General features: G+C 71.6%; 18 protein-coding genes. 6 read left to right on the top strand and 12 right to left on the bottom strand.

Annotated features, from left to right (window positions below):
- The 3 genes from katG to ACN28A_RS21990 all read right to left on the bottom strand — a co-directional run bounded on the left by katG (nt 1) and on the right by ACN28A_RS21990 (nt 3,919).
- Nucleotides 1-2,310, bottom strand: a complete 2,310-nt coding sequence (gene katG / locus ACN28A_RS22000; RefSeq protein ID WP_421404563.1) for a catalase/peroxidase HPI — start codon at nt 2,308-2,310, stop codon at nt 1-3.
- Nucleotides 2,311-2,448: 138 nt separating this feature from the next.
- The gene (locus ACN28A_RS21995) at nt 2,449-2,892 is read right to left on the bottom strand and encodes a Fur family transcriptional regulator (RefSeq protein WP_421397549.1); all 444 of its coding nucleotides are present in this window, start codon (nt 2,890-2,892) and stop codon (nt 2,449-2,451) included.
- 76 nt (nt 2,893-2,968) lie between these two features.
- Nucleotides 2,969-3,919: a PaaX family transcriptional regulator C-terminal domain-containing protein gene (locus ACN28A_RS21990; RefSeq protein ID WP_421397547.1), complete on the bottom strand. Its 951-nt coding sequence runs from the start codon at nt 3,917-3,919 to the stop codon at nt 2,969-2,971.
- A 106-nt stretch (nt 3,920-4,025) separates the two neighbouring features.
- Here ACN28A_RS21990 and ACN28A_RS21985 point away from each other — a divergent pair, with 106 nt between their 5' ends.
- Complete coding sequence (locus ACN28A_RS21985; protein ID WP_421397545.1) at nt 4,026-5,363, top strand: PHB depolymerase family esterase; 1,338 nt, start codon at nt 4,026-4,028, stop codon at nt 5,361-5,363.
- A gap of 283 nt (nt 5,364-5,646) precedes the next feature.
- Here the strand turns inward: ACN28A_RS21985 and ACN28A_RS21980 are convergent, their stop codons facing one another.
- The 6 genes from ACN28A_RS21980 to ACN28A_RS21955 form a co-directional block, all read right to left on the bottom strand.
- On the bottom strand, nt 5,647-6,429 hold the full coding sequence (locus ACN28A_RS21980; protein ID WP_421397543.1) for a MaoC/PaaZ C-terminal domain-containing protein: 783 nt from the start codon (nt 6,427-6,429) through the stop codon (nt 5,647-5,649).
- Entirely contained in the window at nt 6,429-7,607 is a 1,179-nt protein-coding gene (locus ACN28A_RS21975; protein ID WP_421397541.1) for a thiolase family protein, read from the bottom strand. The genes ACN28A_RS21980 and ACN28A_RS21975 overlap by 1 nt, the downstream gene beginning before the upstream one ends.
- A 12-nt stretch (nt 7,608-7,619) precedes the next feature.
- The gene (locus ACN28A_RS21970; RefSeq protein ID WP_421397539.1) at nt 7,620-8,450 is read right to left on the bottom strand and encodes an SDR family NAD(P)-dependent oxidoreductase; all 831 of its coding nucleotides are present in this window, start codon (nt 8,448-8,450) and stop codon (nt 7,620-7,622) included.
- Nucleotides 8,447-10,078 (bottom strand): long-chain-fatty-acid--CoA ligase, encoded by a 1,632-nt coding sequence (locus ACN28A_RS21965; RefSeq protein ID WP_421397537.1) that lies wholly within the window; start codon nt 10,076-10,078, stop codon nt 8,447-8,449. Before ACN28A_RS21965 ends, ACN28A_RS21970 begins: the two co-directional genes overlap by 4 nt.
- 2 nt (nt 10,079-10,080) lie before the next feature.
- Complete coding sequence (locus ACN28A_RS21960; RefSeq protein ID WP_278059781.1) at nt 10,081-10,491, bottom strand: acyl-CoA thioesterase; 411 nt, start codon at nt 10,489-10,491, stop codon at nt 10,081-10,083.
- A gap of 132 nt (nt 10,492-10,623) precedes the next feature.
- Nucleotides 10,624-11,544, bottom strand: coding sequence for a PaaX family transcriptional regulator C-terminal domain-containing protein (locus ACN28A_RS21955; RefSeq protein ID WP_421397535.1), 921 nt, complete (start codon nt 11,542-11,544; stop codon nt 10,624-10,626).
- A gap of 177 nt (nt 11,545-11,721) precedes the next feature.
- Here ACN28A_RS21955 and ACN28A_RS21950 point away from each other — a divergent pair, with 177 nt between their 5' ends.
- The 5 genes from ACN28A_RS21950 to ACN28A_RS21930 are packed head-to-tail and all read left to right on the top strand — an operon-like array spanning nt 11,722 to nt 16,424.
- Nucleotides 11,722-12,912: an ABC transporter substrate-binding protein gene (locus ACN28A_RS21950; RefSeq protein ID WP_421397533.1), complete on the top strand. Its 1,191-nt coding sequence runs from the start codon at nt 11,722-11,724 to the stop codon at nt 12,910-12,912.
- A complete protein-coding gene (locus tag ACN28A_RS21945; RefSeq protein ID WP_421397531.1) occupies nt 12,909-13,682 on the top strand; it encodes an ABC transporter ATP-binding protein in 774 nt (257 codons plus the stop codon). The genes ACN28A_RS21950 and ACN28A_RS21945 overlap by 4 nt, the downstream gene beginning before the upstream one ends.
- Nucleotides 13,679-14,335: an ABC transporter ATP-binding protein gene (locus ACN28A_RS21940; protein WP_421397529.1), complete on the top strand. Its 657-nt coding sequence runs from the start codon at nt 13,679-13,681 to the stop codon at nt 14,333-14,335. Before ACN28A_RS21945 ends, ACN28A_RS21940 begins: the two co-directional genes overlap by 4 nt.
- On the top strand, nt 14,332-15,192 hold the full coding sequence (locus ACN28A_RS21935) for a branched-chain amino acid ABC transporter permease (protein WP_421397527.1): 861 nt from the start codon (nt 14,332-14,334) through the stop codon (nt 15,190-15,192). The genes ACN28A_RS21940 and ACN28A_RS21935 overlap by 4 nt, the downstream gene beginning before the upstream one ends.
- A complete protein-coding gene (locus ACN28A_RS21930) occupies nt 15,189-16,424 on the top strand; it encodes a branched-chain amino acid ABC transporter permease (RefSeq protein WP_421397525.1) in 1,236 nt (411 codons plus the stop codon). The genes ACN28A_RS21935 and ACN28A_RS21930 overlap by 4 nt, the downstream gene beginning before the upstream one ends.
- Nucleotides 16,425-16,468: 44 nt before the next feature.
- Here the strand turns inward: ACN28A_RS21930 and ACN28A_RS21925 are convergent, their stop codons facing one another.
- The 3 genes from ACN28A_RS21925 to ACN28A_RS21915 all read right to left on the bottom strand — a co-directional run bounded on the left by ACN28A_RS21925 (nt 16,469) and on the right by ACN28A_RS21915 (nt 21,564).
- On the bottom strand, nt 16,469-17,842 hold the full coding sequence (locus ACN28A_RS21925; protein ID WP_421397523.1) for a PHB depolymerase family esterase: 1,374 nt from the start codon (nt 17,840-17,842) through the stop codon (nt 16,469-16,471).
- A 164-nt stretch (nt 17,843-18,006) separates the two neighbouring features.
- Nucleotides 18,007-19,383, bottom strand: coding sequence for an endo-1,4-beta-xylanase (locus ACN28A_RS21920; protein ID WP_421397521.1), 1,377 nt, complete (start codon nt 19,381-19,383; stop codon nt 18,007-18,009).
- Nucleotides 19,384-19,449: 66 nt separating this feature from the next.
- The gene (locus ACN28A_RS21915) at nt 19,450-21,564 is read right to left on the bottom strand and encodes a family 43 glycosylhydrolase (protein ID WP_421397519.1); all 2,115 of its coding nucleotides are present in this window, start codon (nt 21,562-21,564) and stop codon (nt 19,450-19,452) included.
- Nucleotides 21,565-22,027 lie beyond the last annotated feature (463 nt).

Below are 22,027 nucleotides of genomic sequence, written 5' to 3'. Positions count from 1 at the left end.
TCAGACGAGGTCGAACCGGTCCAGGTTCATCACCTTGTACCACGCGGCCACGAAGTCCCGCACGAACTTCTCCTTGGCGTCGGAGCTCGCGTAGACCTCCGCGTTCGCCCGCAGCTGGGAGTGCGAGCCGAAGACGAGGTCGACGGCGGTGGCCGTCCATTTGACCTCACCCGTGGCGCGGTTCCGGCCCTCGTACACGTTCTCCGCCGACTCGGCCGCCTTCCACTCCGTGTCGACGTCGAGCAGGTTCACGAAGAAGTCGTTCGTCAACGACTCGGGCCGGTCGGTGAAGACGCCGTACGGGGCCTGCCCGGTGTTGGCGTTCAGCACCCGCAGGCCGCCGATCAGCACCGTCATCTCCGGGGCGCTCAGGTTGAGCATGAACGCCCGGTCGAGCAGCAGGGTCTCCGGGGAGAGCTTCTCTCCGGGGCGCAGGTAGTTGCGGAACCCGTCGGCCCTCGGTTCGAGGACGGCGAAGGTCTCCACGTCGGTCTGCTCCTGCGACGCGTCGGTACGACCCGGCGCGAACGGGACGGTGACGTCGTGCCCGGCGTTCCTGGCCGCCTGCTCCACGGCCGCGGAACCGGCCAGGACGATCACGTCGGCCAGCGACACCCTCTTGCCGCCGGACTGCGCGGCGTTGAAGTCCCGCTGGATCCGTTCCAGCGTTTCCAGCACGGTCGCCAGCTCGGCCGGGTTGTTGACCTCCCAGTCCTTCTGCGGGGCGAGGCGGATCCGGGCCCCGTTGGCGCCGCCGCGCTTGTCGGTGCCCCGGAAGCTGGCCGCCGAGGCCCACGCCGCGCGGACGAGCTGGGCGACGGAGAGCCCCGACTCCAGGACCTTGCCCTTGAGTACGGCCACGTCCTGCTCCGAGACCAGTTCGTGGTCCACCGCGGGGATCGGGTCCTGCCAGAGCTGCTGCTCCGGCACCCACGGGCCGAGGTAGCGGGAGATCGGACCCATGTCACGGTGCAGCAGCTTGAACCACGCCTTGGCGAACGCCTCCTCGAGCTGGTCCGGGTTCTGCCAGAACCGCCGCGCGATCGGCTCGTAGATCGGGTCGATCTTCAGCGCCAGGTCCGAGGTGAGCATCATCGGGGCGTGCCGCTTCGACGGGTCGTGCGCGTCCGGCACGGTGTCGTCGGCCGAGCGGTCCTTCGGCCGCCACTGCTTCGCGCCGGCCGGGCTGGCGGTGAGCTCCCAGTCGTACTTGAAGAGGTTGTCCAGGTAGCCGTTGTCCCACGTGGTCGGCGCATTGGTCCAGGCGCCCTCCAGCCCACTGGTGAGGGTGTCGGCGCCCTTGCCGCTGCCGTACGAGTTCTTCCAGCCGAGGCCCTGCTGCTCGACCGGAGCGCCCTCCGGCTCCGGGCCGAGGTACTGCGGGTCGACCGCGCCGTGCGCCTTGCCGACGGTGTGGCCGCCGACGATCAGCGCGACGGTCTCCTCGTCGTTCATCGCCATCCGGGCGAAGGTGGCCCGGATGTCACGGGCGGAGGCCAGTGCGTCCGGGTGGCCAGCAGGTCCCTCCGGATTCACGTAGATCAGGCCCATCTGCACGGCGCCGAGCGGCTCGGCGAGGTCCCGGTCGCCGCTGTAGCGCTCGTCGCCGAGCCAGGTGTCCTCCGGGCCCCAGAAGATCTCCTCGGGCTCCCAGACGTCCTGGCGGCCGAAGCCGAACCCGAAGGTCTTGAACCCCATCGACTCGTACGCGCAGTTGCCGGCGAAGACCAGCAGGTCGGCCCAGGAGATCTTGCGGCCGTACTTCTGCTTGATCGGCCAGAGCAGCCGGCGGGCCTTGTCCAGGCTGGCGTTGTCCGGCCAGCTGTTGAGCGGCGCGAACCGCTGCGCACCGCTGCCGCCACCGCCCCGGCCGTCGGTGATCCGGTAGGTGCCCGCGGCGTGCCAGCTCATCCGGATGAAGAGCGGGCCGTAGTGACCGTAGTCGGCCGGCCACCACTCCTGCGACGTCGTCATCAGCTCGAAGATGTCCCGGCGGAGCGCCTCGACGTCGAGCTTCTTGAACTCCTCGGTGTAGTCGAAGTCCTCGCCCATCGGGTTCGACCGGGTCGAGTGCTGGTGCAGCACCGAGAGGTCGAGTTGGTTGGGCCACCAGTCCCGGTTGGTCCTGGGCCTGGTCGACTTGACGCTGGGTGCGGGGATCGCGGGATTTTCGCTTTCGCTGACGCTCTCGGTCGCGGCTTTCTTGTCAGACACGTCTGTCCTTTCCGGTTTCGGTCTGCTGACCGGTTCGTGCGGTCGGTTGCTTCGGGTCCGGGTGCTGCGGTCGGTTGCCGAGGGATGTCGGTCCAGGTTGCTGCGGTCGGTGCTGCGGTCTTGTGTTTTCGGGGCCGGGCGCACGGGCCTCGGGCCGGGCGCGGGTGTCGAGCCGATGTGTCGGACCTCACTCGTCGGGCGTTCCGGCGATCCCCCCGTCGGGCCTTTCCGTCGTCATCCGGCCGGCGTGCCGGCGGTTGCCGCGACACACCCGGGGCACCTGCCCCAGTAGACGACCTCGGCTTCGTCGATCAGGTAGCCCGAGTTCCCGGTGGGGGTCAGGCAGCCGGTGTCGCCGATTGCACCGTCGACGTCGACGATGGCACCGCAGGACCGGCAGACGAGGTGGTGGTGGCTGTCCCCGGTCCGGGTCTCGTAGCGCGCCACCGAGCCCATCGGCTCGAAACGCCGGAGCAGGCCCGCGGCGGTGAGTGCGTGCAGCACGTCGTACACGGCCTGGCGGGAGACCTCGCCGATGTCCGCGCGCACGACGCCGACGATCGAGTCCGTGTCGGCGTGCGGGTTGGCGTGCACCGCGGAGAGCACCGCCACCCGGGGACGTGTCACCCGCAGCGCCGCCCCCCGCAGTGCGCTCCCGAACTCCGACGTCGTTGGCACGCCGTGAAGTCTTGCGCTTTTTTTGGAATGAATCAAGTATCGGGAGCCACTCGCGTCTCGTCGGCCGAGAGCATCATCACCCAAAAATGTCCTCGCCGTTCCCATTGCCTGGTACGTGGAGTTTCGCCGTCGTACCGGTCGGCAGGGGGAAGCCTCCGGGTTCCGCCGGCGACATCCGGATGGAGTCGATCTCGGTCTCGGCGATGCGCCGCGCCTTGGGCTGGAGCCGCTCGTGGGTCCGCCGGAAGATCTCCTGGGCCGTCACCGCCGGCCAGTCCGGAGGAAGGTGGCGCAGCGGAATGCGCGGGTCGTCCCGGAGCAGCAGCAGCCATTCGCTGAGCAGCCACAGATGCCGGGCGAGGTCGTCCGGGGCGGTCGGCAGCGGCGCGGGGGTGTCCCACCGGCGCAGGAACTGGTGGTAGCGACCGGCGATGGCGGGCAGGTCGTAGGCGTCGCGTACCACCTGCCGCATGGCGGCCGGTTCGGCCGGCTCGGCCCGGAAGACCACCAGGTGGTCGTTGAGCCGCAGGTCGGTCAGGAGCGCGTCGACGTCCACCGTGCCGGGCGCGATCCACATGCCGCTGCGGAGCAGCCCGAACCCGGCCCAACGCAGGCGCGAGCGCAGCAGGTGACGCTCGTCGCGGCGGGTCTCGGGCAGCGAGAACCCGAGCAGGGTCCACCGCCCGTCGGTGTCCTGGTTGACCGCGCCCGCCCGCCACATGCGCTCCTCGCCCTCCCGCAGCACGGCTGCCGCCCGGGGGGTCAGCCCGAGGTACACCCGGCGGCCCCGGCGGTGCCGGACCAGCAGGTGCCGGTTGACCATCCGGGTCAGCGTGGACCTGGTGGCGTGCTCGGAGACACCCATCCGGTCCATCACCGCCGTACAACTGCCGGAGAAGATCGCCACGTCCCGGCCGAGCACCGCACTGCCGAGGAGGGTGAGCAGGAGCGTCTGCGGGCGTACGGCGGACACCTGCTCGGGCGCGGTTTCCGAACGCGTCCCGGTGCGGTCGCTGACGGTCGTCATCAGGCCAGGATATGTGCCGGCCGCCGCACCCCATGTTGGGCGTTGGATTGACGGTCGTCAGCGAGATGCCTAATGTGATGGATAAACGCTCATCGATGGAGGTGTCATGTCACGAATGAAGACGGTGCTGGTCGGGCTGGCCAGCGCTCTGGTCCTCGCGACCGGCGTCGTCGCCCTGTCCCCGCCGGCATCCGCCGCGTCGCTGGTCGAGGTGACCAACTTCGGCAACAACCCCGGCGGCATGCGAATGCACATCTACGTACCGGACAACCGCCCCGCCAACCCACCGATCGTCGTCGCCATGCACGGCTGCGGCGGCTCCGGACCAGGCTTCTACTCAGGCAGCGAATTCGCCTCACTGTCCAACCAGTACGGCTTCATCGTCATCTACCCGAGCGCCATGCAGGAAGCCGGCTTCGGCAGATGCTTCGACACCTGGTCAGACGCATCCAAACGACGCGGCGGCGGCAGCGACCCCGTCTCCATCGAATCCATGGTCAACTACGCCCGCACCCAACACGGCGGCGACATCAACCGCGTCTACGCCACCGGCAGCTCCTCCGGCGGCATGATGACCCAACACATGCTCGCCGTCTACCCCGACCTGTTCAAAGCCGGCGCCTCCTTCATGGGCGTACCCTTCAACTGCTTCGCCAACGCCGCCGCCTACCCACCCGGCGGCCCCTGCACCAACGGCACCATGAACCGCACCCCCCAACAATGGGGCGACATGGTCCGCGCCGCCCACCCCGGCTTCACCGGCACCCGCCCACCGATCCAACTCTGGCACGGCACCAACGACACCCTCGTCCCCTACTCGCTGCTCCAGGAATCCATCGAGCAGTGGACCAACGTCCACGGACTCAGCCAAACCCCCACCTCCACCGACACCCCACAGGCCAACTGGAACCGCCGCCGCTTCGGCACCCAGGTCGAGGCATACGCCATCCAGGGCGCCGGACACAGCCTCCCGTCCACCGGCATGGCCCGAGCCGCCATCCAGTTCTTCGGCCTCGACCGCGCCGCACCCACCACCCCACCGGGCAACCCGACCACGCCCCCGGGCAACCCGACCACGCCGCCCGGCAACCCGACCACCCCGCCCGGCAACCCGACCACCCCGCCTGGCAACCCGACCACCCCGCCGGGTGGGGCCGGCTGCTCCGCCACGGTGTCGCTGAACCAGTGGACCGGCGGCTTCGTCGCGACGGTACGGGTCACCGCAGGGTCCGCCGGCACCAACGGCTGGAGCGTGAGCATGACCCTGCCCGGTGGTGCCAGCGTCACCGGCGTGTGGAACGCCAACCGCAGCGGCAACAGCGGAACCGTCCAGTTCAGCAACGTCAGCTACAACGGCCGGCTGGGTTCCGGCCAGAGCACCGAGTTCGGCTTCCAGGGCAGCGGCAGCGGCTCCGGCATGACGCCGAGCTGCACCGCCAGCTGATCCTGGCCGGGCCGATCGTCGATCGGCCCGGTCCGGGCTGACGCCGGGGGCGGGTCCGGACGCCCCCGCCCCCGGTACGGCCTCACCCACGGTGTCGGGCCGGAGTCACGGCGAGCCAGCCGCCACTCCGGCCCGACGCCGCGTCAGCGGTCCGGTCGGACAGCGCTCCTCAGCGGTACGGCCAGGTAGCGCTCGCCAGCGGTCCGGTCGGACAGCGCGCCTCAGCGGTCCGGCCAGGTAGCGCTCGCCAGCGGTCCGGTCGGACAGCGCCGGGAACTCCGGCTCACACCTCGGCCAGTCCGGCGCCCAGCACCCTGGCGCCGGACCGGTCCAGGCACTCGAAGCGGTATCCCGACCCGTCCGCCCAGACCAGGGTGCGCAGCGTGTCACCCGGAACGATCGGCCTGGTGAACCGGCAACTCAGCCGGGAGAGGTCGGCACCGGCCGGCAGCACGGTCCGGCCGGCGATGGCTAGGCTGGCCAGCCCGTGCACGATTACCCCGGGCAGCCCGGCCGCCCGGGCGACGTCGTCGTCCAGGTGGATCGGGTTGCGGTCACCGGACGCGTCGGCGTAGCGGCGGGGCAGGTCGACGGGGAGCGGACTGTCGACGGTACGGACCGGTTCCCCGGCCGGCGGCTCGGCCGGCAGCACGGGGGCGGCCCGGCCCACGTCCAGGTCACTCGGGACACCCCGGTAGAACTCGGTGACGTACTGCTCGTTGAGCAGCTCGCCGCCCGCGTCCCGGGTCTGCACCCCGATGGTGGCGACCGTGCCGCTGCGCTTGCCGTGCAGGCCGAGGACGGCGGCGCGTACCGTCACCTTGTCGCCGGTCGGCAACGGGCGGTGGAAGAGCAGGTCCTGCTGACCGTGCACCACCCGGGCCCGCAACTCGGCCGGAGCCGCGGTCGCGGCGACCGCGAAGACCAGCTCCATCGCCGGGACGACCGCGTAGACCGGCGAGGGGCCGCCGACGGCCTCGGCGTACGCGGCCACACCCTCGGGCGTGACCTCGAACCACCGCTCGTCGCTCCACCGGCCGACCACCGACTCGTCGAACCCGGCCATCAGTCGGTCACCTCCACCACGACGGCGCCCGCCGTGTCGCCGGCCGCGCAACCGGTGAACAGTCCACGTCCGCCGCCCCGGTCACGTAGCGCCGCGACGAGTTCGGCGACGGCACGCATCCCGGTCGGGCCCTGCGGGTGCCCGTAGACGAGGCTGCACCCGTACGGGTTCATCCGGTCGAGGGGAAACCCGGTCTGCCGGGAGAAGTAGATGTCGTTGACGGCGAACGGGTTGTGCGTGGTGACCACGTCGAGGTCCCGGACGTCGAGGCCGGCGTCGGCGAGCGCGGCGCGGGCGGCCGGCACCGGGGCCTCCGGCATCCGGGCCCGCCCCACCCGGGCGAACGCCACCGCGTGGATCCGGGCCACCCCGGCTCCCCCGGCCAGTTCCCGGGCCCGGTCGACGGTGCTGAGCACGAGCCCGGCGGTGCCGTCACCGGGATGGGTCTGCGACCCGTAGCTGACCACGCCGTCGGGCCGGACCGCGGAGAGCTTGGCCAGCCCCTCGGCGGTGGTGTCGTGCACGCCGGTGTCGTCGGCGACCACGACCTCGCCCCGGCGCCCGGGTACGTGCACCTCCACCAGGTAGTCCCGGGGCCCCGAGCGGGCCGCGCGGTACTGCTCGTGGCGGAGTAGCGTCACCTCGTCGATCTCGGCACGGGTGTAGCCCTGCTCGGCCGCGACGTTCTCGGCGGTGTCCAGCATCGAGCCGCCGGTGTTCGGGTCGTGCTTCATCGGGTCGAGCACCCAGTGCTCGGTCCGCGGCGCGGCTCCGGGGGTGGCCTGTGCCGACCACACCATCAGCGGGCCGTTGCTGGTGCGGTCGGTGGTCAGCGCCAGCACCGTACGGTGGGCGCCGAGTTCGACCTGTACGGCCGCCGCCTGCACCACCGCCGCCGAGGTGGCGCAGGCCTGGGCGATCGTCGGACCGGTCACGGCGGCCAGCCCGAGCCGGGGCGTGACAGTGGTGGCGCCGTAGAACGAGGTGGGTTGCGGGACGGTGGTGCCGAAGGCGACGTGCCCGACCTCGCCGACGTCGAAGCCGCGTGCGGCGAGCGCCCGGTTGGTCACGTCCACGACCAGGTCGACGCTCGACATCTCGGCGAGCGCGCCCTGCCATCGGCAGAACGGCGACGACCAGGCCAGGCCGAGCGGGATCGCCACGTTGGACAGCTGCACGAAATCTCCTTGTCAGTAGCTCATCCCCTCGGCCTGGCCACCGGCGACGGTGATCACCTGACCGTGGATGAAGTTCGACCACGGTGTGCAGAGCAGGAAGATGCCGCCGGCCGCGTCGGCGGGGGTGGCGCCGCGACCGACCGGGATCCGGGCGGCGGCCTGCTCGCGTACCTGGGCCGGGATGCCGAGCGGGATCTGCCGGTCGCCACGGTCGAAGGTGCCCGCCTCGGCGGTCTCCGCGGTCAGCCGGGTCTCCACGAACCCGAAGGCCACCGCGTTGACGTTGATTTTGAGTGGTCCCCACTCCTTGGCCAGCGTTTTGGTGAGCCCGACGAGCCCGGACTTCGCGGCCGAGTAGTTGGCCTGGCCGACGTTGCCCATCGTGCCGGAGATCGACACCACGTTCACCACCTTGCGGAAGACCTCGCGCCCCTGCGCGGCGTCCCGCTTGGCCGCCTCGCGCAGCACCGGCGCGGCGGCGCGCAGCAGCCGGAACGGCGCCACCAGGTGGATGTCGAGCATGGCCGCGAGCTGGTCGTCGCCCATCTTGTGGAAGATGCCGTCCCAGGTGTAGCCGGCGTTGTTCACCACGATGTCGAGCTGGCCGTACTCCCGCACCGCCCGGTCCACGATCGCAGGCGGCGTGTCCGGGTCGGTCAGGTCGGCGGCGACGGCACTGCCCCGCCCGTCGAGCAGGGCGAGGGTCGCCTCGAGCGCACCGGCGTCGAGGTCGCTCGCCACGACCCGGGCGCCGTGCTCGGCGAGCAGCAGCGCCGTCGCCTGCCCGATCCCCCGCCCGGCGCCGGTGACCACCGCCACCCGACCGTCCAGCACTCCCGTCACGACTTTCCTCCGTTGGGTGTGAGAGCTGCCAACCTGTCCTGCCACAGCGCGCGGGCGCGCTTCTTGTCGAACTTCCCGGTCGCCGTGGTGGGCAGGTCGGCCACGAACTCGACCACGTCCGGCACCCACCAGCTCGCCACCCGGGAGCGCAGGTGCGCCCGCAGGGTCTCGGCGTCGACCTCGGCACAGGTGACGACGAGCGCCGCCGGTCGTTCACCCCAGACCGGGTGCGGCACCGCGATGACCATCGCCTGCGCCACCGCGTCGTGGTCCATCAGGTGGTTCTCCAGGTCGATCGAGCTGATCCACTCGCCGCCGGACTTGACCAGGTCCTTGTCCCGGTCGATCAGGTGCAGGTAGCCGTCCGGGTCGATCGTGCCGACGTCGCCGGTACGCAGCCAGCCGTCCCGGAACCGGGTCTCGTTGGCGTCGTCGTCCGGCCGGTGGTACGCCTCGGTGACCCACGGCCCGCGCGCCTCGATCTCGCCCGGGGAGACCCCGTCGTGTGGCAGCACCTCGCCGTCCGGCGCGACGACCCGCAGCTCCACCCCGGGGGTGGCGAAACCCTGGGTGGCGTGCAGCGCCAACCGCTCCGCCTCGGGCCGGTCCGCAAGGTGGCCGCGGACGACGGTCAGGCTGCCGGAGGGCGACATCTCGGTCATCCCCCAGCCCTGCTGCATCTCGACGCCGCGCCGGTGGTAACGCTGGATCAGCTCCAGCGGGATCGCCGACCCGCCACAGAGGATCCGGCGCAGCGTGCCGAGGTCGTCGGCGCCCGGCCCCAGCTGGTCGACGGCCAGCCAGAACGTCGGCACCCCGGCCGCCACGGTGACCCGCTCCTCGCGGACCAGCCGGAGCACCGCCTGCGGGCTGGTGTCCATTCCGGCCAGCACCAGCCCGGCACCGGCGAGCGCGGCGGAATAGGGCATGCCCCAGGACGTCGCGTGGAAGAGCGGGGTCAACGGCAGCAGGACGTCGCTCTCCCGGATCGCGAAGGAGTCGGCGAACAGGCCGCTCATCGCGTGCAGGGTCAGCGACCGGTGCGAGTAGACGACCCCCTTGGGCCGGCCGGTGGTGCCGCCGGTGTAGCAGAGGCACGCGGCGGTCCACTCGTCGACCTCGGCCGGCTCCTCGTCGGGGGCCCCGGCGATCAGCTCCTCGTAGTCGACGGCGTCGGCGAAGTCGGGATGCGGCTCGGTGCCGTCCGGCACGACGACGTACCGCCGTACCCCGGTCAGCTCGGGACGGATCTCGGCCAGCCGCGGGGTGAGCGCCGCCTCCACGAAGACGACCCGGTCCTCGGCGTGCGCGGCGATCCAGGCGATCTGGTCGGCGAAGAGCCGGACGTTGAGCGGTTGCAGGACGGCACCGGCGATCGGCACCCCGTAGAACAGTTCCAGGTGCCGCAGGCTGTTGCAGGCGAAGGTGCCCACCCGGTCGCCCGGGGCCACCCCGAGCGTCGGCAGCGCGGCGGCCAGCCGGCGGGCCCGCTCGGCGAGCTGCGGCCAGGTCTGCACGCCGCGGCCGGCGGCGGTCACCCCGACGAGCCGGGCGTGCGGTCCGGTCGCGGCGGCCCGGCGCAGCATCATCGCCACGGACAGCGGCATCGACCCCATCGTGCTGCGCATGGTCAGCCCTCCTGCGGGCCCGCCGCGGTGAAGAGTTCGCGGATCTCCTCCGGCCAGGGTGCGGTACGCCCGGTGGCCGGGTCGTACCAGGCGATGGTCAGCGATCCCCGGGCCACGTCGACGCCGTCCCGGGCGATGCTGAACGCGTACCGCAGGGAGCTGCGGCCGACGTGCTCGACGGCCAGGGCGGTCTGCGCCACGTCCGTGTGGTGCAGCGGGCCCAGGAAGTCCACTGTGACGTTGACCCGCGGCATCCGGCGCAACGCCTCCATGCCCACCCCGAGCCGCTGGTGCAGCGACGTCTCGGCGTGCTCGACGAAGCGCAGCGCCGTGGAGTAGTGCCACCGACCCATCGGATCGGTTTCGGACCACTCCAGCCGCCGGCTGGTCACGATCGACGCGGGCTCAGCCATGGATCCCTCCCTCGCCCCGCTCCTAGATTTGCTTCTCACGCTCCCGTCGTCAAGACATATGTCATACGTGGGTTGGGGCGGCCCGTGCGCGACGGCAGCGGGAAGGGCCGGCCGGACGACCGTCCCGGGTGCTCACCCGGGCAGGTCGTGGCAGCGGCTGGTGTGGCTGCGCACCAGCGCCGCCAGCGCCGCGTCGTACTCGGCGACCACCTGGACCACCCGCTGCTCGGCCAGGCCGGCGAGGCCGTCGTACAGCTCCACGAAGAGTTCCCGGGCGCGCGAGCGGGGCCAGCGCGCCGGCAGCAGTTCGGTGGGCAGTTCCGGATCCAGGCTCGGCATGGTCCGCCAGTCGTCCATCAGGGCGGTACGCGCGACCAGCGCCTCCGCCGTGCCGATCCGCCCACCGCGCCAGCGCAGCCGCACCGGCTCGTACGCCGCCAGCAGCCGCTCGTAACCGGCCCGCAGCGCGTCGAGGTCCCACGCCTTGACGGGATGCCCGCCCACCGGCCCGCCCTCGGCGAGTTCGGCGGTGAAGACCGTCGCCCGGTCGATGCCGAGCTCGGTCAGGATCCCGGTCACCTCGCGGACCCGCTCGTGCGGGGAGACCCAGAGTCCGTCGTAGAGCGGGGCGAAGCCGTACCAGCCCAGCCGGGTGCGCAGGGCGTGCCGCCGGGACCTGTCGTCCTCCGGCACCGAGAACGCGGCCACCGTCCAGCGCCCGGACCACTGTGCCCGCCCGGTGCCGAAGGAGAGGATGTGCCCGCGCCCCTCGGTCAGCACCTCGGCGGCACGGGCACTCAGCGCGTAGGAGGTGCGCCGGCCGGTGCGGGAGAGTTCGAGCAGCCCGCGCCGGGCCAGCCGGCTCAGGGTCGCCCGCGCGCTGACCTCGGTGATGCCGAACTCGCCGAGCAGTGCCACCAGGGCCGCGGAGGGCAGCGGCGCCCGCTGTCCGTACCAGTAGTCGCCGAGTAGGGTCAGCAGCAGGTGTTGCGGGCTGCCCCCGGCCTGCACCCGCGGCAGGTCGGCGGCGGGCGCCGAGGGCTGGACCGCCATGCTGGTCACTATACAGATTTCGGACCGGCCGCCAGCGCCACAGCCTCGCCACGAGCAGTGACCGCCGCCGCCGCGATTCGTCGCCGGCCACCAAACATTCGGCAGCAATATTGACCGGCGTGCAACAAGTGTCTAGCGTCCTGGTAACAAGCTGTCCCCTCGCTGCGGGAGGCACCCGTGCGACGTACCGCTGTAACCGCCGCCGTGCTCGCCGTGGTCCTCGCCACGGCCGCCTGCGGACAGGACTCCGAACCCGGTGGTGGCGACGGGCCCCTGATGGTGGGCCAGATCGTCTCGCTTACCGGCAACTACGCACCACTCGGCACCGAGAACGAGAAATCCGTGAAACTCGCGGTGGAGCAGGTGAACGCGGCCGGCGGAGTGCTCGGCCGCAAGATCGAGCTGCTCGTCCGCGACGACAAGAGCCAGCCCGACCAGTCGGTGCTGGCCTTCAACGACCTCAAGGGCAGGGACGTCGCGGCGGTGATCGGCTCGCCGTTCTCCAACTCGGCCCTGGCCACCATCCCGCTGGTCGACCGGGAGAAGATCCCGTACGTCTCGCTCACCCCGGCCGACGAGCAGGTCGACCCGGTCCATCCGTACGTCTTCGTGGTGCCGGCCACCTCCGGCACGTACGCCGACCGGATCCTCCAGTACCTCAAGGCCCAGAACATCACCCGGGTCGCCGTGGCCTACGACGGCAAGAGTTCCTACGCCCGGGCCGGCTTCAACGGCACCAGGGCCAAGGCGGCCGGGTACGGCATCACGCTCACCGCGACCCCCGAGTTCCAGACCACCACGACCGAGTTCTCCGCGGTCTTCAACCAGGTGCGCTCCTCCGGCGCGCAGGCGCTCGTCGTCTGGGCCACCGGGCCGCCCGGGGTGGCGCTGGCCAAGCAGTACCCGACCGCCAACCTCGGCGTCCCGGTCGTCTTCACCGGCGCGCAGGCCAGCAAGCTCTGGCTGGAGCCGGTCGGCCCGGCCGCCGAGGGCATGGTGGTGGCCAGCTCCATCGGCGTGGTCGGCGACAGCCTGCCGGACGGGGCCCTGAAGAAGGCCATCGCCGAACTCGCCGAACCGTTCGAGAAGCAACACGGCTATCCGCCGCCGCAGTTCGCCCAGGACGGCTACAGCGGGGTGAAGCTGCTGGTCGCCGCGATCGAGAAGGCAGGCAGCACCGAGCCGGAGAAGGTCCAGGCCGCTCTGGAGGGGCTCACCGCGACCACCCCGAACGGCACCTACACCTACAGCGCCACCGACCACGCCGGGTTGAAGGCCGACTACATCTCGATCAACACGGTAAAGGGCGGTGCGCTGGTCCCGACCGAGTGGGCGGCCGAGCAACTGGCCACGGTGGCGGCCAGGTGACCGAGCCGCTCCTGCGGGTCGCCGGCGTGTCCAGGGCGTTCGGCGGCGTCTACGCCGTGCGCGACGTCGACCTCGACGTCGCGCACGGCGAGCTGCGCGGCATCATCGGGCCGAACGGCGCCGGGAAGTCCACTCTGTTCAGTCTGATCGGCGGTCACCTGCCGGCCGGAGCCGGCACGATCACCTTCGCCGGCCAGCGCGTCGACCGGCTGCCGGCGCACCGGCGGGCCCGGCTCGGCATCGCGATCGTCTTCCAGGGCGCCCGCATCTTCCGCGGGATGACCGCCCTGGAGAACGTGATGGTCGGGGCGCACGCCACCACCCGCAGCGGCTTCACCGAAGCGGTGCTGCGGCTGCCCCGGCACCGCCGGGAGGAGCGGGAGATCCGGCACCGTGCGCGGGAGTCGCTCGACCGGGTCGGGCTGGCCGACTGGGCGGACCGGCCCGCCGAGTCGCTGCCGCTCGGCCAGCAACGGGCGCTCCAGGTCGCCCGAGCGCTCTGCGGCCGACCGCGCCTGCTGCTGCTCGACGAGCCGGCGGCGGGGCTGCGGGCCGCCGAGCGGGAGTCGCTGGCCCAGCTGATCGAGGAGCTCAAGGCCGGCGGACTGACCATGATCAAAATCGAGCACGACGTCGCGTTCGTGACCCGGCTGGCCGACCGGGTCACCGTGCTCGACCTCGGCCGGGTGATCGCCGAGGGAACGCCGGCCGAGATCCGGAGCCACCCGGCGGTGGTCGCCGCCTACCTGGGCACGGAGGTGACGGCGTGATCACGGTGGACCGGCTCACCGTCCGGTACGGGGTGGCGACCGCCCTCGACCGGGTCAGCCTCGACGTCCGGCCGGGCGAGATGGTGGCGCTGATCGGGCCGAACGGGGCCGGGAAGTCCACCCTGGTCGACACGCTCTCCGGCATCCTCCGCCCGGCCGGCGGCACGGTCACCGTCCAGGGTCGCCTCGCGCACGTGCCCGAGGGCCGGCAGGTCTTCCCCGACCTGAGCGTGGACGACAACCTGCGACTCGGCGGCTGGCGCATCCGCAACCGGGACACCGCCCCGATCTACGAGGTGCTGCCGGCGCTCGCCGCGCTGCGCCGCCGCCGCGCCGGCCGGCTCTCCGGCGGCGAGCAGCAGATGGTGGCGGTGGGCCGGGCGCTGATGGCGCGCCCGGACGTACTCGCGGTGGACGAACTCTCCCTCGGCCTCGCCCCGCTCGTCGTCGCCGACCTCGCCCGGCACCTCGCCGCGCTCAACGCCGAGCGAGGGCTCGCCGTGCTGCTCATCGAGCAGAACGCCCGGCTGGCGCTGGAGCTGTGCTCCCGAGGGTACGTGCTGGAGGCCGGCCGGATCGCCACCGCCGGTACCGCCGCCGAACTGGCCGCCGACCCCCGGGTCGCCGCCGCCTACCTGGGGGCGGGAGCATGAGCGAACTGTTGCAGTACCTGATCACCGGGCTCGGCGGCGGTTGCGCGTTCGCGCTCGTCGGCAGCGGGCTGGTGGTGGTCTACCGGGTGACCCGGGTGGTCAACTTCGCGCAGGGCTCGTTCGCGGTGATCGCCGCGATGACCGCCTCGACGCTGCTGGCCGGCGGGCTGCCGCACGGGCTGGCCGAGGGGCTCGCCGTGGCGGTCGGCGCCGTCGCCGGCCTGCTGGTGGGACTTGTCGCGATCGGCAAGCCGGGTACCCCGCCCGGAGCCTCGCTGATCGTCACGCTCGGGCTCGGCGTCTTCGCGTACGCGGTCGAGGTCCTGCTCTGGGGCGACCAGCCGCGCTCGTTCCCCGGCGTGCCCGGTGCGGTCGAGTTCCTCGGCGCCCGCTTCCAGGCGCACTACCTGCTGATCATCGGCGCCACCCTGGCGGTCTTCGCCGGGCTCGGCGGGCTCTTCGCGCGCACCGACGTCGGCCGCGCCCTGTCGGCGTGCGCCTCCAACCCGTACGCCGCCCGGGTGGTCGGGATCGACGTCAAGCGGATGGGCCTGCTCTCCTTCGCCATCGCCGGTGCGCTCGGCGGGCTGGCCGGGGTGCTCGTCACCCCGATCCAGCTGGTCACCTTCGACTACGACGTGACCCTCGTCGTCGGCGGCTTCGCCGCCGCCATCCTCGGCGGCCTGCTGCGACCGGCCCTCACCCTGGTCGGCGGCCTGCTGCTCGGCGTCGCGCAGGCGCTCGTCGCCGGGTACGGCGGCGGCGCGTACCAGTTGGAGGTCGCCCTGGTCCTGATGCTCGCCGTGATGATCTGGCAGGCGGCGCGCCAACCGGTAGTACAGCAGGAGGTGGCGTGAACCCGGCCCGGGACATGATCCGACGGCTTCCCGTCGTGCTGGTGGCGGCGGGGACGTTGGCGTTGCCTCCGCTGCTCTCCGGCAGCCACCTGGCCGTCTACATCCTGCTCGGGCTGGCCGCGATCGTCACCATCGGACTGTCCATGCTGATGGGTTACGCCGGGCAGGTGTCGCTGGGGCAGGCGTCGTTCTACGCCATCGGCGGCTACACCGCCGGGCTGCTCGCCGTGCACGGCGTACCGTCGGTGGCGGGCCTGCTCGTCGCGCCGCTGGCCGCCGCCGCGTTCGCCCTGGTGGTCGGGGTGCCGCTGCTCCGGCTGCGCGGCCATCATCTCGCCTTCGCCACGCTCGCCATGCAGCTCATCCTGCTCTCCCTGGTCAGCCAGGCCGACTGGGCCGGCGGTGCGATCGGGTTGCAGGGCATCCCCCGGCTCTCCGTCGCCGGCACCGAGTTCGCCGACGACATCTCCTACGCCTACCTGGTCTGGGTCGCGGTGGCGGTGACCCTGCTGGTGGCCCGCAACGTGGTGGCGTCCCGCCCCGGGCGGGGACTGCGGGCGCTGGCCACCAGTGAGACGGCCGCCGCCGCCAGTGGCGTACCGGTCGGGCGGTACCGGCTCGCCGTCTTCGCCCTGTCGGCCGCCTTCGCCGGCCTGGCCGGCGGGATCTACGCCTTCTACCTGGGCTACATCGCTCCCGGTTCGTTCCCGGTGCTGCTCTCCATCGAGTACGTCGTGATGGCGGTGGTCGGCGGGCTCGGCACGCTCTGGGGCGCACTCGTCGGCGCGACCGCGATCATCCTGCTGGTGCAGGTGCTCAACACCGTCGGCACCCAGCCGGGGATGCCGAGCTACGCGCCGAGCGTGCTGTCGTACGCCGTCTACGCGCTGCTGCTGGTGCTGGTGGTGCTCTTCCTGCCGCACGGGATCGTGCCGGCCGTCCGGGACCGGCTGGCCCGGCTCGGCTCCGCCCGGCCGGGGCGTCCGCCGACGCCCGCCCCGGCGGACGCGGGGACGGACGGGGCGTCCACGACGACGGACTCGTCCACGACCACGGGCACGACGACCACAGGCACGACGACCACGGCCTCGGGCACGGCGACAACGGGCACGACGACAGCGGCCTCGGGCACGGCGACCTCGGGCACGGCGGTCACCGAGGCGGCGGCCACCGACGCGCCGGCCGGCCCGGCGGGCGACGCCGCACGGTCGGGGGTCACCCGGGACGGATGACCCCCGACGCGCCCCACGGCGGTGCAGGGTCGGCGGTGCCTGGTTCAGCCGGCGCCACAGGTCGGGGTGATGCCGGACCCGCTGCCGCTGCCCTGGAAGCCGAACTCGGTGCTCTGGCCGGGGCCGAGCCGGCCGTTGTAGCCGACGTTGCCGAACCGGACGGTTCCGGTGGTCCCGCTGGCGGCGGCGTTCCAGGTGTTCGTCACCGAGGCTCCGGCCGGCAGTGTCAGGCTGACCGTCCAGCCTTCGGTGCCGGCCGAGCCCGCCGTGACGCGTACCGTGGCGACGAACCCACCGGTCCAGGACTGCACCGAGACGGCTGCCGAGCAGCCACCGGCGGCCGGCGGCGTGCTGCCCGGCGGGGTGGTCGGGGTCCCGGGCGGGGTGGTCGGATCGACCGGCGGGGTGGTCGGCGTCGCCGGCGGGGTGGTCGGGTTGCCCGGCGGGGTGGTCGGGTTGCCCGGCGGTGTCGTGCCGGGTGGCGTCGTCGGCGCGGTGGCGCCGTCCAGGGCGAGGAACCGGACCGCCTGGGCCGCGTCGAACGGGATCGAGTGTCCGTACCCCTGGAAGCTGATCGCCTCGACCGGCGCCGTGCCGCCAGTGCCGCCGTAGCGGGTCCGGGTGGCGCTCGACTGCGGATGGTCGGTGTACGTCGGCGTCTGGGACAGGCCGTGCAGGTTGGTCCACTGCTTGACCTGCTCGCCGAAGTTGACGTAGCTCAGGGTGGTGTCCGTGCTGCCGTGCCAGACCTGGATCCGGGGACGCCGGCCGGAGTAGCCGGGATAGGCGTTGCGGACCAGGTCGCCCCACGCCTGCGGGGTACGGGTGATCCGTCCACCGGAACAGTCGCTGTTCCACTCCGAGCCGTTGGTGGTGGCGAAGCAGCCGAACGGTACGCCGGAGGAGCTGACCCCGGCCTCGAAGACGTCCGGATAGAGCCCGAGCATCACGTTCGTCATCATGGCCCCGGAGGAGAGCCCGGCGACCTGGATGCGGTTCGGGTCCACCGGATAGCGCTGCCGGACGTGGTCGACCATCGACTTCAGGCCGACCGGGTCACTGCCGCCGTCCCGGCGCAGGGCCTGCGCGGACGAGACGTCCCAGCACCTGCTGCTCCGGGTCACCGACGGGTAGATCACGATGTAGCCGTACCGGTCGGCGAGCGAACTGAACCCGGTCCCGGTGTGCAGGGCCGGCCCGCTGCCGGTGCAGTAGTGCAGGGCGAGCAGCAGGGCCGGCCGGGCGGCCACCCGGTCCGGCACGTAGAGGTGCATCTGCAGGTTCGTCGGGTTGCTGCCGAAGTTCGTCACCTGGGTCAACGTGGCGGCCTGGGCCGGCGCGGCGAGCAGTGCCGCGGTGCCCAGCGCGGCCACGGCCGAGGCCAGCGCGGCGGTAAGCAGCGTGCTTTTCGATCTCATCGGCGCTTCCTCACCCCAGATTCGACGGCGGGAACCCGGATTGGACGGCGGAGAGTCGGGAGCCGACGCCCGCCCCGGCCGGTCGGCGTCGCCGAACCGGGGCAGGCGTCGGCCGGTCCGGCCCGGCCCGGATCGGCGAAGCCCGGGCCGGGCCAGCTGGTGGATCAGCTGGCGGTGCAGGTGGGCGTCATCCCGGATCCGCTTCCACTGCCCTGGAAGCCGAACTCGGTCACCTGACCGGCCGCTAGCTGACCGTTGTAACTGACGTTGCTGAACCGCACCGTGCCGGTGCTACCGCTGGCGGTGGCGCTCCAGGTGCCGGTCACGCTCGCCCCGCCGGGCAGCGTCATCGCCACCGTCCAGCCCCGGGTGCCGCCCGATCCGGCGGTGACCCGCACGTTGGCGACGAACCCGCCGGTCCACTGGTTGAGCGAGACCGTCGCCGTACAGCCCGCCCCGCCGGCCGGCGGGGTGGTCGGGTTGCCGCCCGGAGGCGTCGTGGGGTTGACCGGGGGCGTACTCGTCGGCGGGACGCCGGTGCCGGCGTTCAACTCGGCGAGCACCGCGTCGTACGCCGGCTTCTTGTTGTTGTTGCAGTCGAAGAGCAGCGGGTTGGCGCCGGTACGCCACGACTCGCAGTCCCGTACGCCCCAGACCGTGATGCCGGTGCAGCGCGAGATCGCCATGCAGGCCCGGGTCACCGTACGGTAGATGTTCGCCTGGTTGGAACCCTGCTGCACGTCCAACTCGGTGATCTGCACGTCGACCCCGAGGTCGGCGAAGCGTTGCAGGTTCGCCTGGTAGTCACCGGCGATCGTGGTGCCCAGGTGCGACTGGAACCCGACGCAGTCGATCGGCACCCCCCGGGCCTTGAAGTCACGCACCATGTTGTAGATGCCCGTCGACTTCGCGTTGATCCCGTCGGTGTTGTAGTCGTTGTAACACAGCTTCGCGTTCGGGTCCGCGGCGTCCGCAGCCCGGAACGCCGCCTCGATCCAGTCGTTGCCGGTGCGTTGCAGGTTCGAATCACGCCGGCCGCCGCTGCCGCCGTCGGCGAACGCCTCGTTCACCACGTCCCAGGAATGGATCTTGCCGCGCCAGTGCGACGCGACCTGGGTGACGTGGTTGATCGCGGCGCTGCGCAGGTCACTGCCGGACAGACCCTGCGCCCAGCCGGGTTGCTGCTGGTGCCAGAGCAGCGCGTGCCCGCGCACCAGCATCCCGCGGGACTGCGCGTGCGCGACGAGCTGGTCGCCACGGGTCCAGTTGAACTGGTTGCGCTGCGGCTCGGTGGCGTCCCACTTCATGCCGTTCTCGTTGGTGAGCTGGTTGAACTCGCGGTTCAGCACGGTCATGTAGCCGGAGTTGCTGAACATGTGCGGGTCGGTGGCGGTGCCGAAGTAGCGGCCCTTCTCGGCCGCCGAGGCACCCAGCGTGGTGCCGGCGCTGGCGGAGGTGGCCAGTGCCACCGTCATGCCGGCCACCAGCGCCCCGGCGACGGCGACCGCCGCCGTCAGCTTCAGCCGTCTTGTGCTAGCCATGATTCTGCCTTCTCGGTGTCGGTTCCTACGGTGGTCGTTCATCTGCCCGGACTCCCGCGCGGAACGTCAGGGGGTGGTGATGTCGAACCGGCGTACCGTGACGGAGCCGCCGAGTGCCTGCGTGGCGTGGTTGAAGATGCCGAACCGGTAGCCCATGAAGAACTGCCAGGCGTTGTTGAGGGTGAAGGCCGGCCCGAGGCTGGTGAACGTGCTCCCGTCGGTGCTGTACGAGAAGCGCGCCTGCCGGCCGCTGCCCGGCCGGATGTCGGCGTTGACCCGCAGCCAGATCCGGCCACCGGAGACGTTGGCGGAGGCGCGTTCGGTGCCGGTGCCGGTGGTGGCCCAGCTGCTGTTCATGGTGAGGCCGTCGGTCATCACGACCCGGGTGTTGCCGTTGTCGCGTTTGATGCCGATCCAGGCAGACTGGTCCCGCAGCATGGCCAGCCCGGACCGGTCCCCGTCGCGCATCGTGGAGTAGTCCAGCTCGATGGTGCCCGTCGAGGACGGCCCCTGGATCCGGTGGGTCAGCGTGTTCCGGGCGCTGTACAGGTCGTTGGTGACGGTGGCGGTCTGCAGCTGCAACCCGTTGTTGACCGACCAGCGGCTGTTGTCCGGGACGTGGTTCCACTCGTACTGCGGGCCCAGCGTGGTGCCGGCGAACGTGTCGGAGCCGGTGAGCGGCTTGACCGGCCGCAGCGGCAGCGGGTTGGGGTAGTTGACGCCCCAGCCACCGTTCACGGTCTGGATGCTCGGCCAGCCGTCGCCGCTCCAGGTGATCGGGGCCAGCGCCGGGACCCGGCCGCCGGGGTAGGCGTCGACGAAGCTCATGTAGTACCAGGCGCCGTTCTGGGTCTGCACCAGGCCACCCTGGTGCGGTACGCCGCCGCCGGAGATCGGGCCGGGCATGTTGAGCAGCACCTGGCGCATCTCGTACGGGCCCCACGGGTTGTTGGCCTTGAGCACGTACTGGCCGTTGGCCGGTTTGGTGAGCCAGATGTAGTAACTGCCGTTGCGCTTGTAGAAGCGGGCGCCCTCCAGGGTGCCGACGCTGGACGGGGTCTGGAACACCTGCTGCGCGCGTACCTGGGACATGCCGTCGGCGGAGAGCTGCGCGACGCTGATGGTGCCGTTGCCGTACGCGACGTACATGGTGTCGTTGTCGTCGACGAGCAGGCCGGCGTCGTAGTAGCAGTTGTTGATCCGGGACCGCTTCGTCCACGGTCCTTCCGCCGCGGCGGCGGTGTAGACGTAGGTCCGGTTGAACTCGGTGCAGCCGATCCAGTAGAAGGTGTTGTTGCTGCGCCGGTGCCCGAGGGTGGACGCCCAGATCCCCTTCACGTACGCCCGCCCGCCGTTCATGCTGTAGGCGCCGTTCTCGAAGTCGGCCAGGCTCGGCACGGAGTGCCCGATGAACTCCCAGTTCACCAGGTCGTAGGAGCGCAGCACCGGCGCACCCGGGGAGTAGTGCATCGTCGACGCCGTCATGTAGTAGGCGTCGTTGACCCGGATGACCTCGACGTCGGCGAAGTCCTGCCAGACCACCGGGTTCGTGTAGTTGCCGCTGGCCGGCGGGGTGGTCGGCGGTGGCGTGGTCGGGTTGCCGCCGCCGTCGACCCGGACGAGCTGCCACTGCTGGTTGGCGCCGTTCCAGTCGTCGTACTGCACGATGTTGCCCCCGTCGGCCGTCGAGGCGTTCTGCACCTCCACCACCTTGTTGCTGTTCCGGTTGACCAGCCGCACGTAGCCGCCGTCGGAGTCGGCCAGCCGGAACTGCTGGTTGGTCCCGTTACCGTCGGCCCACTGCACGATGTTCGCGCCGTTCGCCGTGGAGAAGTTGTAGACGTCCAGCACCTTGCCCGACAGCCGCGACTTCACCCGGTAGTAACCACCACCGGAGTCCACGAACTGCCACTGCTGCTGGTTGCCGTTGTTCCTGGCCCACTGCGTGATCCGCGCACCGTCGTTGGTGGCCAGGTTGTAGACGTCCAACGCCTTGCCACTGTTCCGGTTGACCAGCACGTACCACGCGTTCGTGTCGACCGTCGCCGCGGCGGCGGGTGTCGAGACCACCGCCACCGCACCGGCGCCCGCCAGTACCACCGCCGCCGCTGCGGCCACAATTCGTGGCAGCCGTCTCCGCCGTACTGGCGGGGGCGCCGACGACCCACCGGAAAATTCCATTGTCTTTCCCTCCAACTGGCGATACTCGGGGCAACCGCTCGAGTTCCGGACCTGCCGGGGACGCCGCGAGCGGAGTTGTCCGCGCTGTCTTGACCTGGACAGCCACCCGGCGTGCGCATGCCCTGGCGCACGCTCCGGGCACGAGGTACGGCGGGTGGCTCGCCCGGTGAGCCGGCTCCGCGTCGGTCCTCGTCCATCGACTGTGAGCGATAACATGCGAGGCGTCAAGTTGTAACGCCTCGGCAAAACCGATGAAGTCTCTCGGCTTGCGGCCGGGTAGACCCCGGTGTATGTTACCGCTCACATCGATAGCTCGCCATGACATCGCTGACCTCCGCCCGTCCGCACGGAGAAAGGCGACGACTTCGGCCCGAGCGGTCCAGAAGCCACGGCCGGCTCGCCGGCCCCCGGCACGCTGCGTCGCGCGCAGCACCGGGAGCGCCTCGAACCCCGCTCCGCCCCG

Origin of the sequence: Plantactinospora sp. WMMB782, assembly GCF_049179135.1 — a bacterium.
Lineage (GTDB): Bacteria > Actinomycetota > Actinomycetes > Mycobacteriales > Micromonosporaceae > Plantactinospora.
This window is presented reverse-complemented; position numbering and strand designations above follow the sequence as displayed.

Bases quoted from the DNA above. Each gene is read 5' to 3' on its own strand.
- ACN28A_RS21980 (WP_421397543.1), bottom strand. From the start codon at position 6,429: ATGGCCGGGTTCGACGAGTCGGTGGTCGGCCGGTGGAGCGACGAGCGG.
- ACN28A_RS21925 (WP_421397523.1), bottom strand. From the start codon at position 17,842: ATGAGATCGAAAAGCACGCTGCTTACCGCCGCGCTGGCCTCGGCCGTG.
- ACN28A_RS21935 (WP_421397527.1), top strand. From the start codon at position 14,332: ATGAGCGAACTGTTGCAGTACCTGATCACCGGGCTCGGCGGCGGTTGC.
- ACN28A_RS21990 (WP_421397547.1), bottom strand. From the start codon at position 3,919: ATGACGACCGTCAGCGACCGCACCGGGACGCGTTCGGAAACCGCGCCC.
- ACN28A_RS21985 (WP_421397545.1), top strand. From the start codon at position 4,026: ATGTCACGAATGAAGACGGTGCTGGTCGGGCTGGCCAGCGCTCTGGTC.
- ACN28A_RS21920 (WP_421397521.1), bottom strand. From the start codon at position 19,383: ATGGCTAGCACAAGACGGCTGAAGCTGACGGCGGCGGTCGCCGTCGCC.
- ACN28A_RS21960 (WP_278059781.1), bottom strand. From the start codon at position 10,491: ATGGCTGAGCCCGCGTCGATCGTGACCAGCCGGCGGCTGGAGTGGTCC.
- ACN28A_RS21965 (WP_421397537.1), bottom strand. From the start codon at position 10,078: ATGCGCAGCACGATGGGGTCGATGCCGCTGTCCGTGGCGATGATGCTG.
- ACN28A_RS21955 (WP_421397535.1), bottom strand. From the start codon at position 11,544: ATGGCGGTCCAGCCCTCGGCGCCCGCCGCCGACCTGCCGCGGGTGCAG.
- ACN28A_RS21915 (WP_421397519.1), bottom strand. From the start codon at position 21,564: ATGGAATTTTCCGGTGGGTCGTCGGCGCCCCCGCCAGTACGGCGGAGA.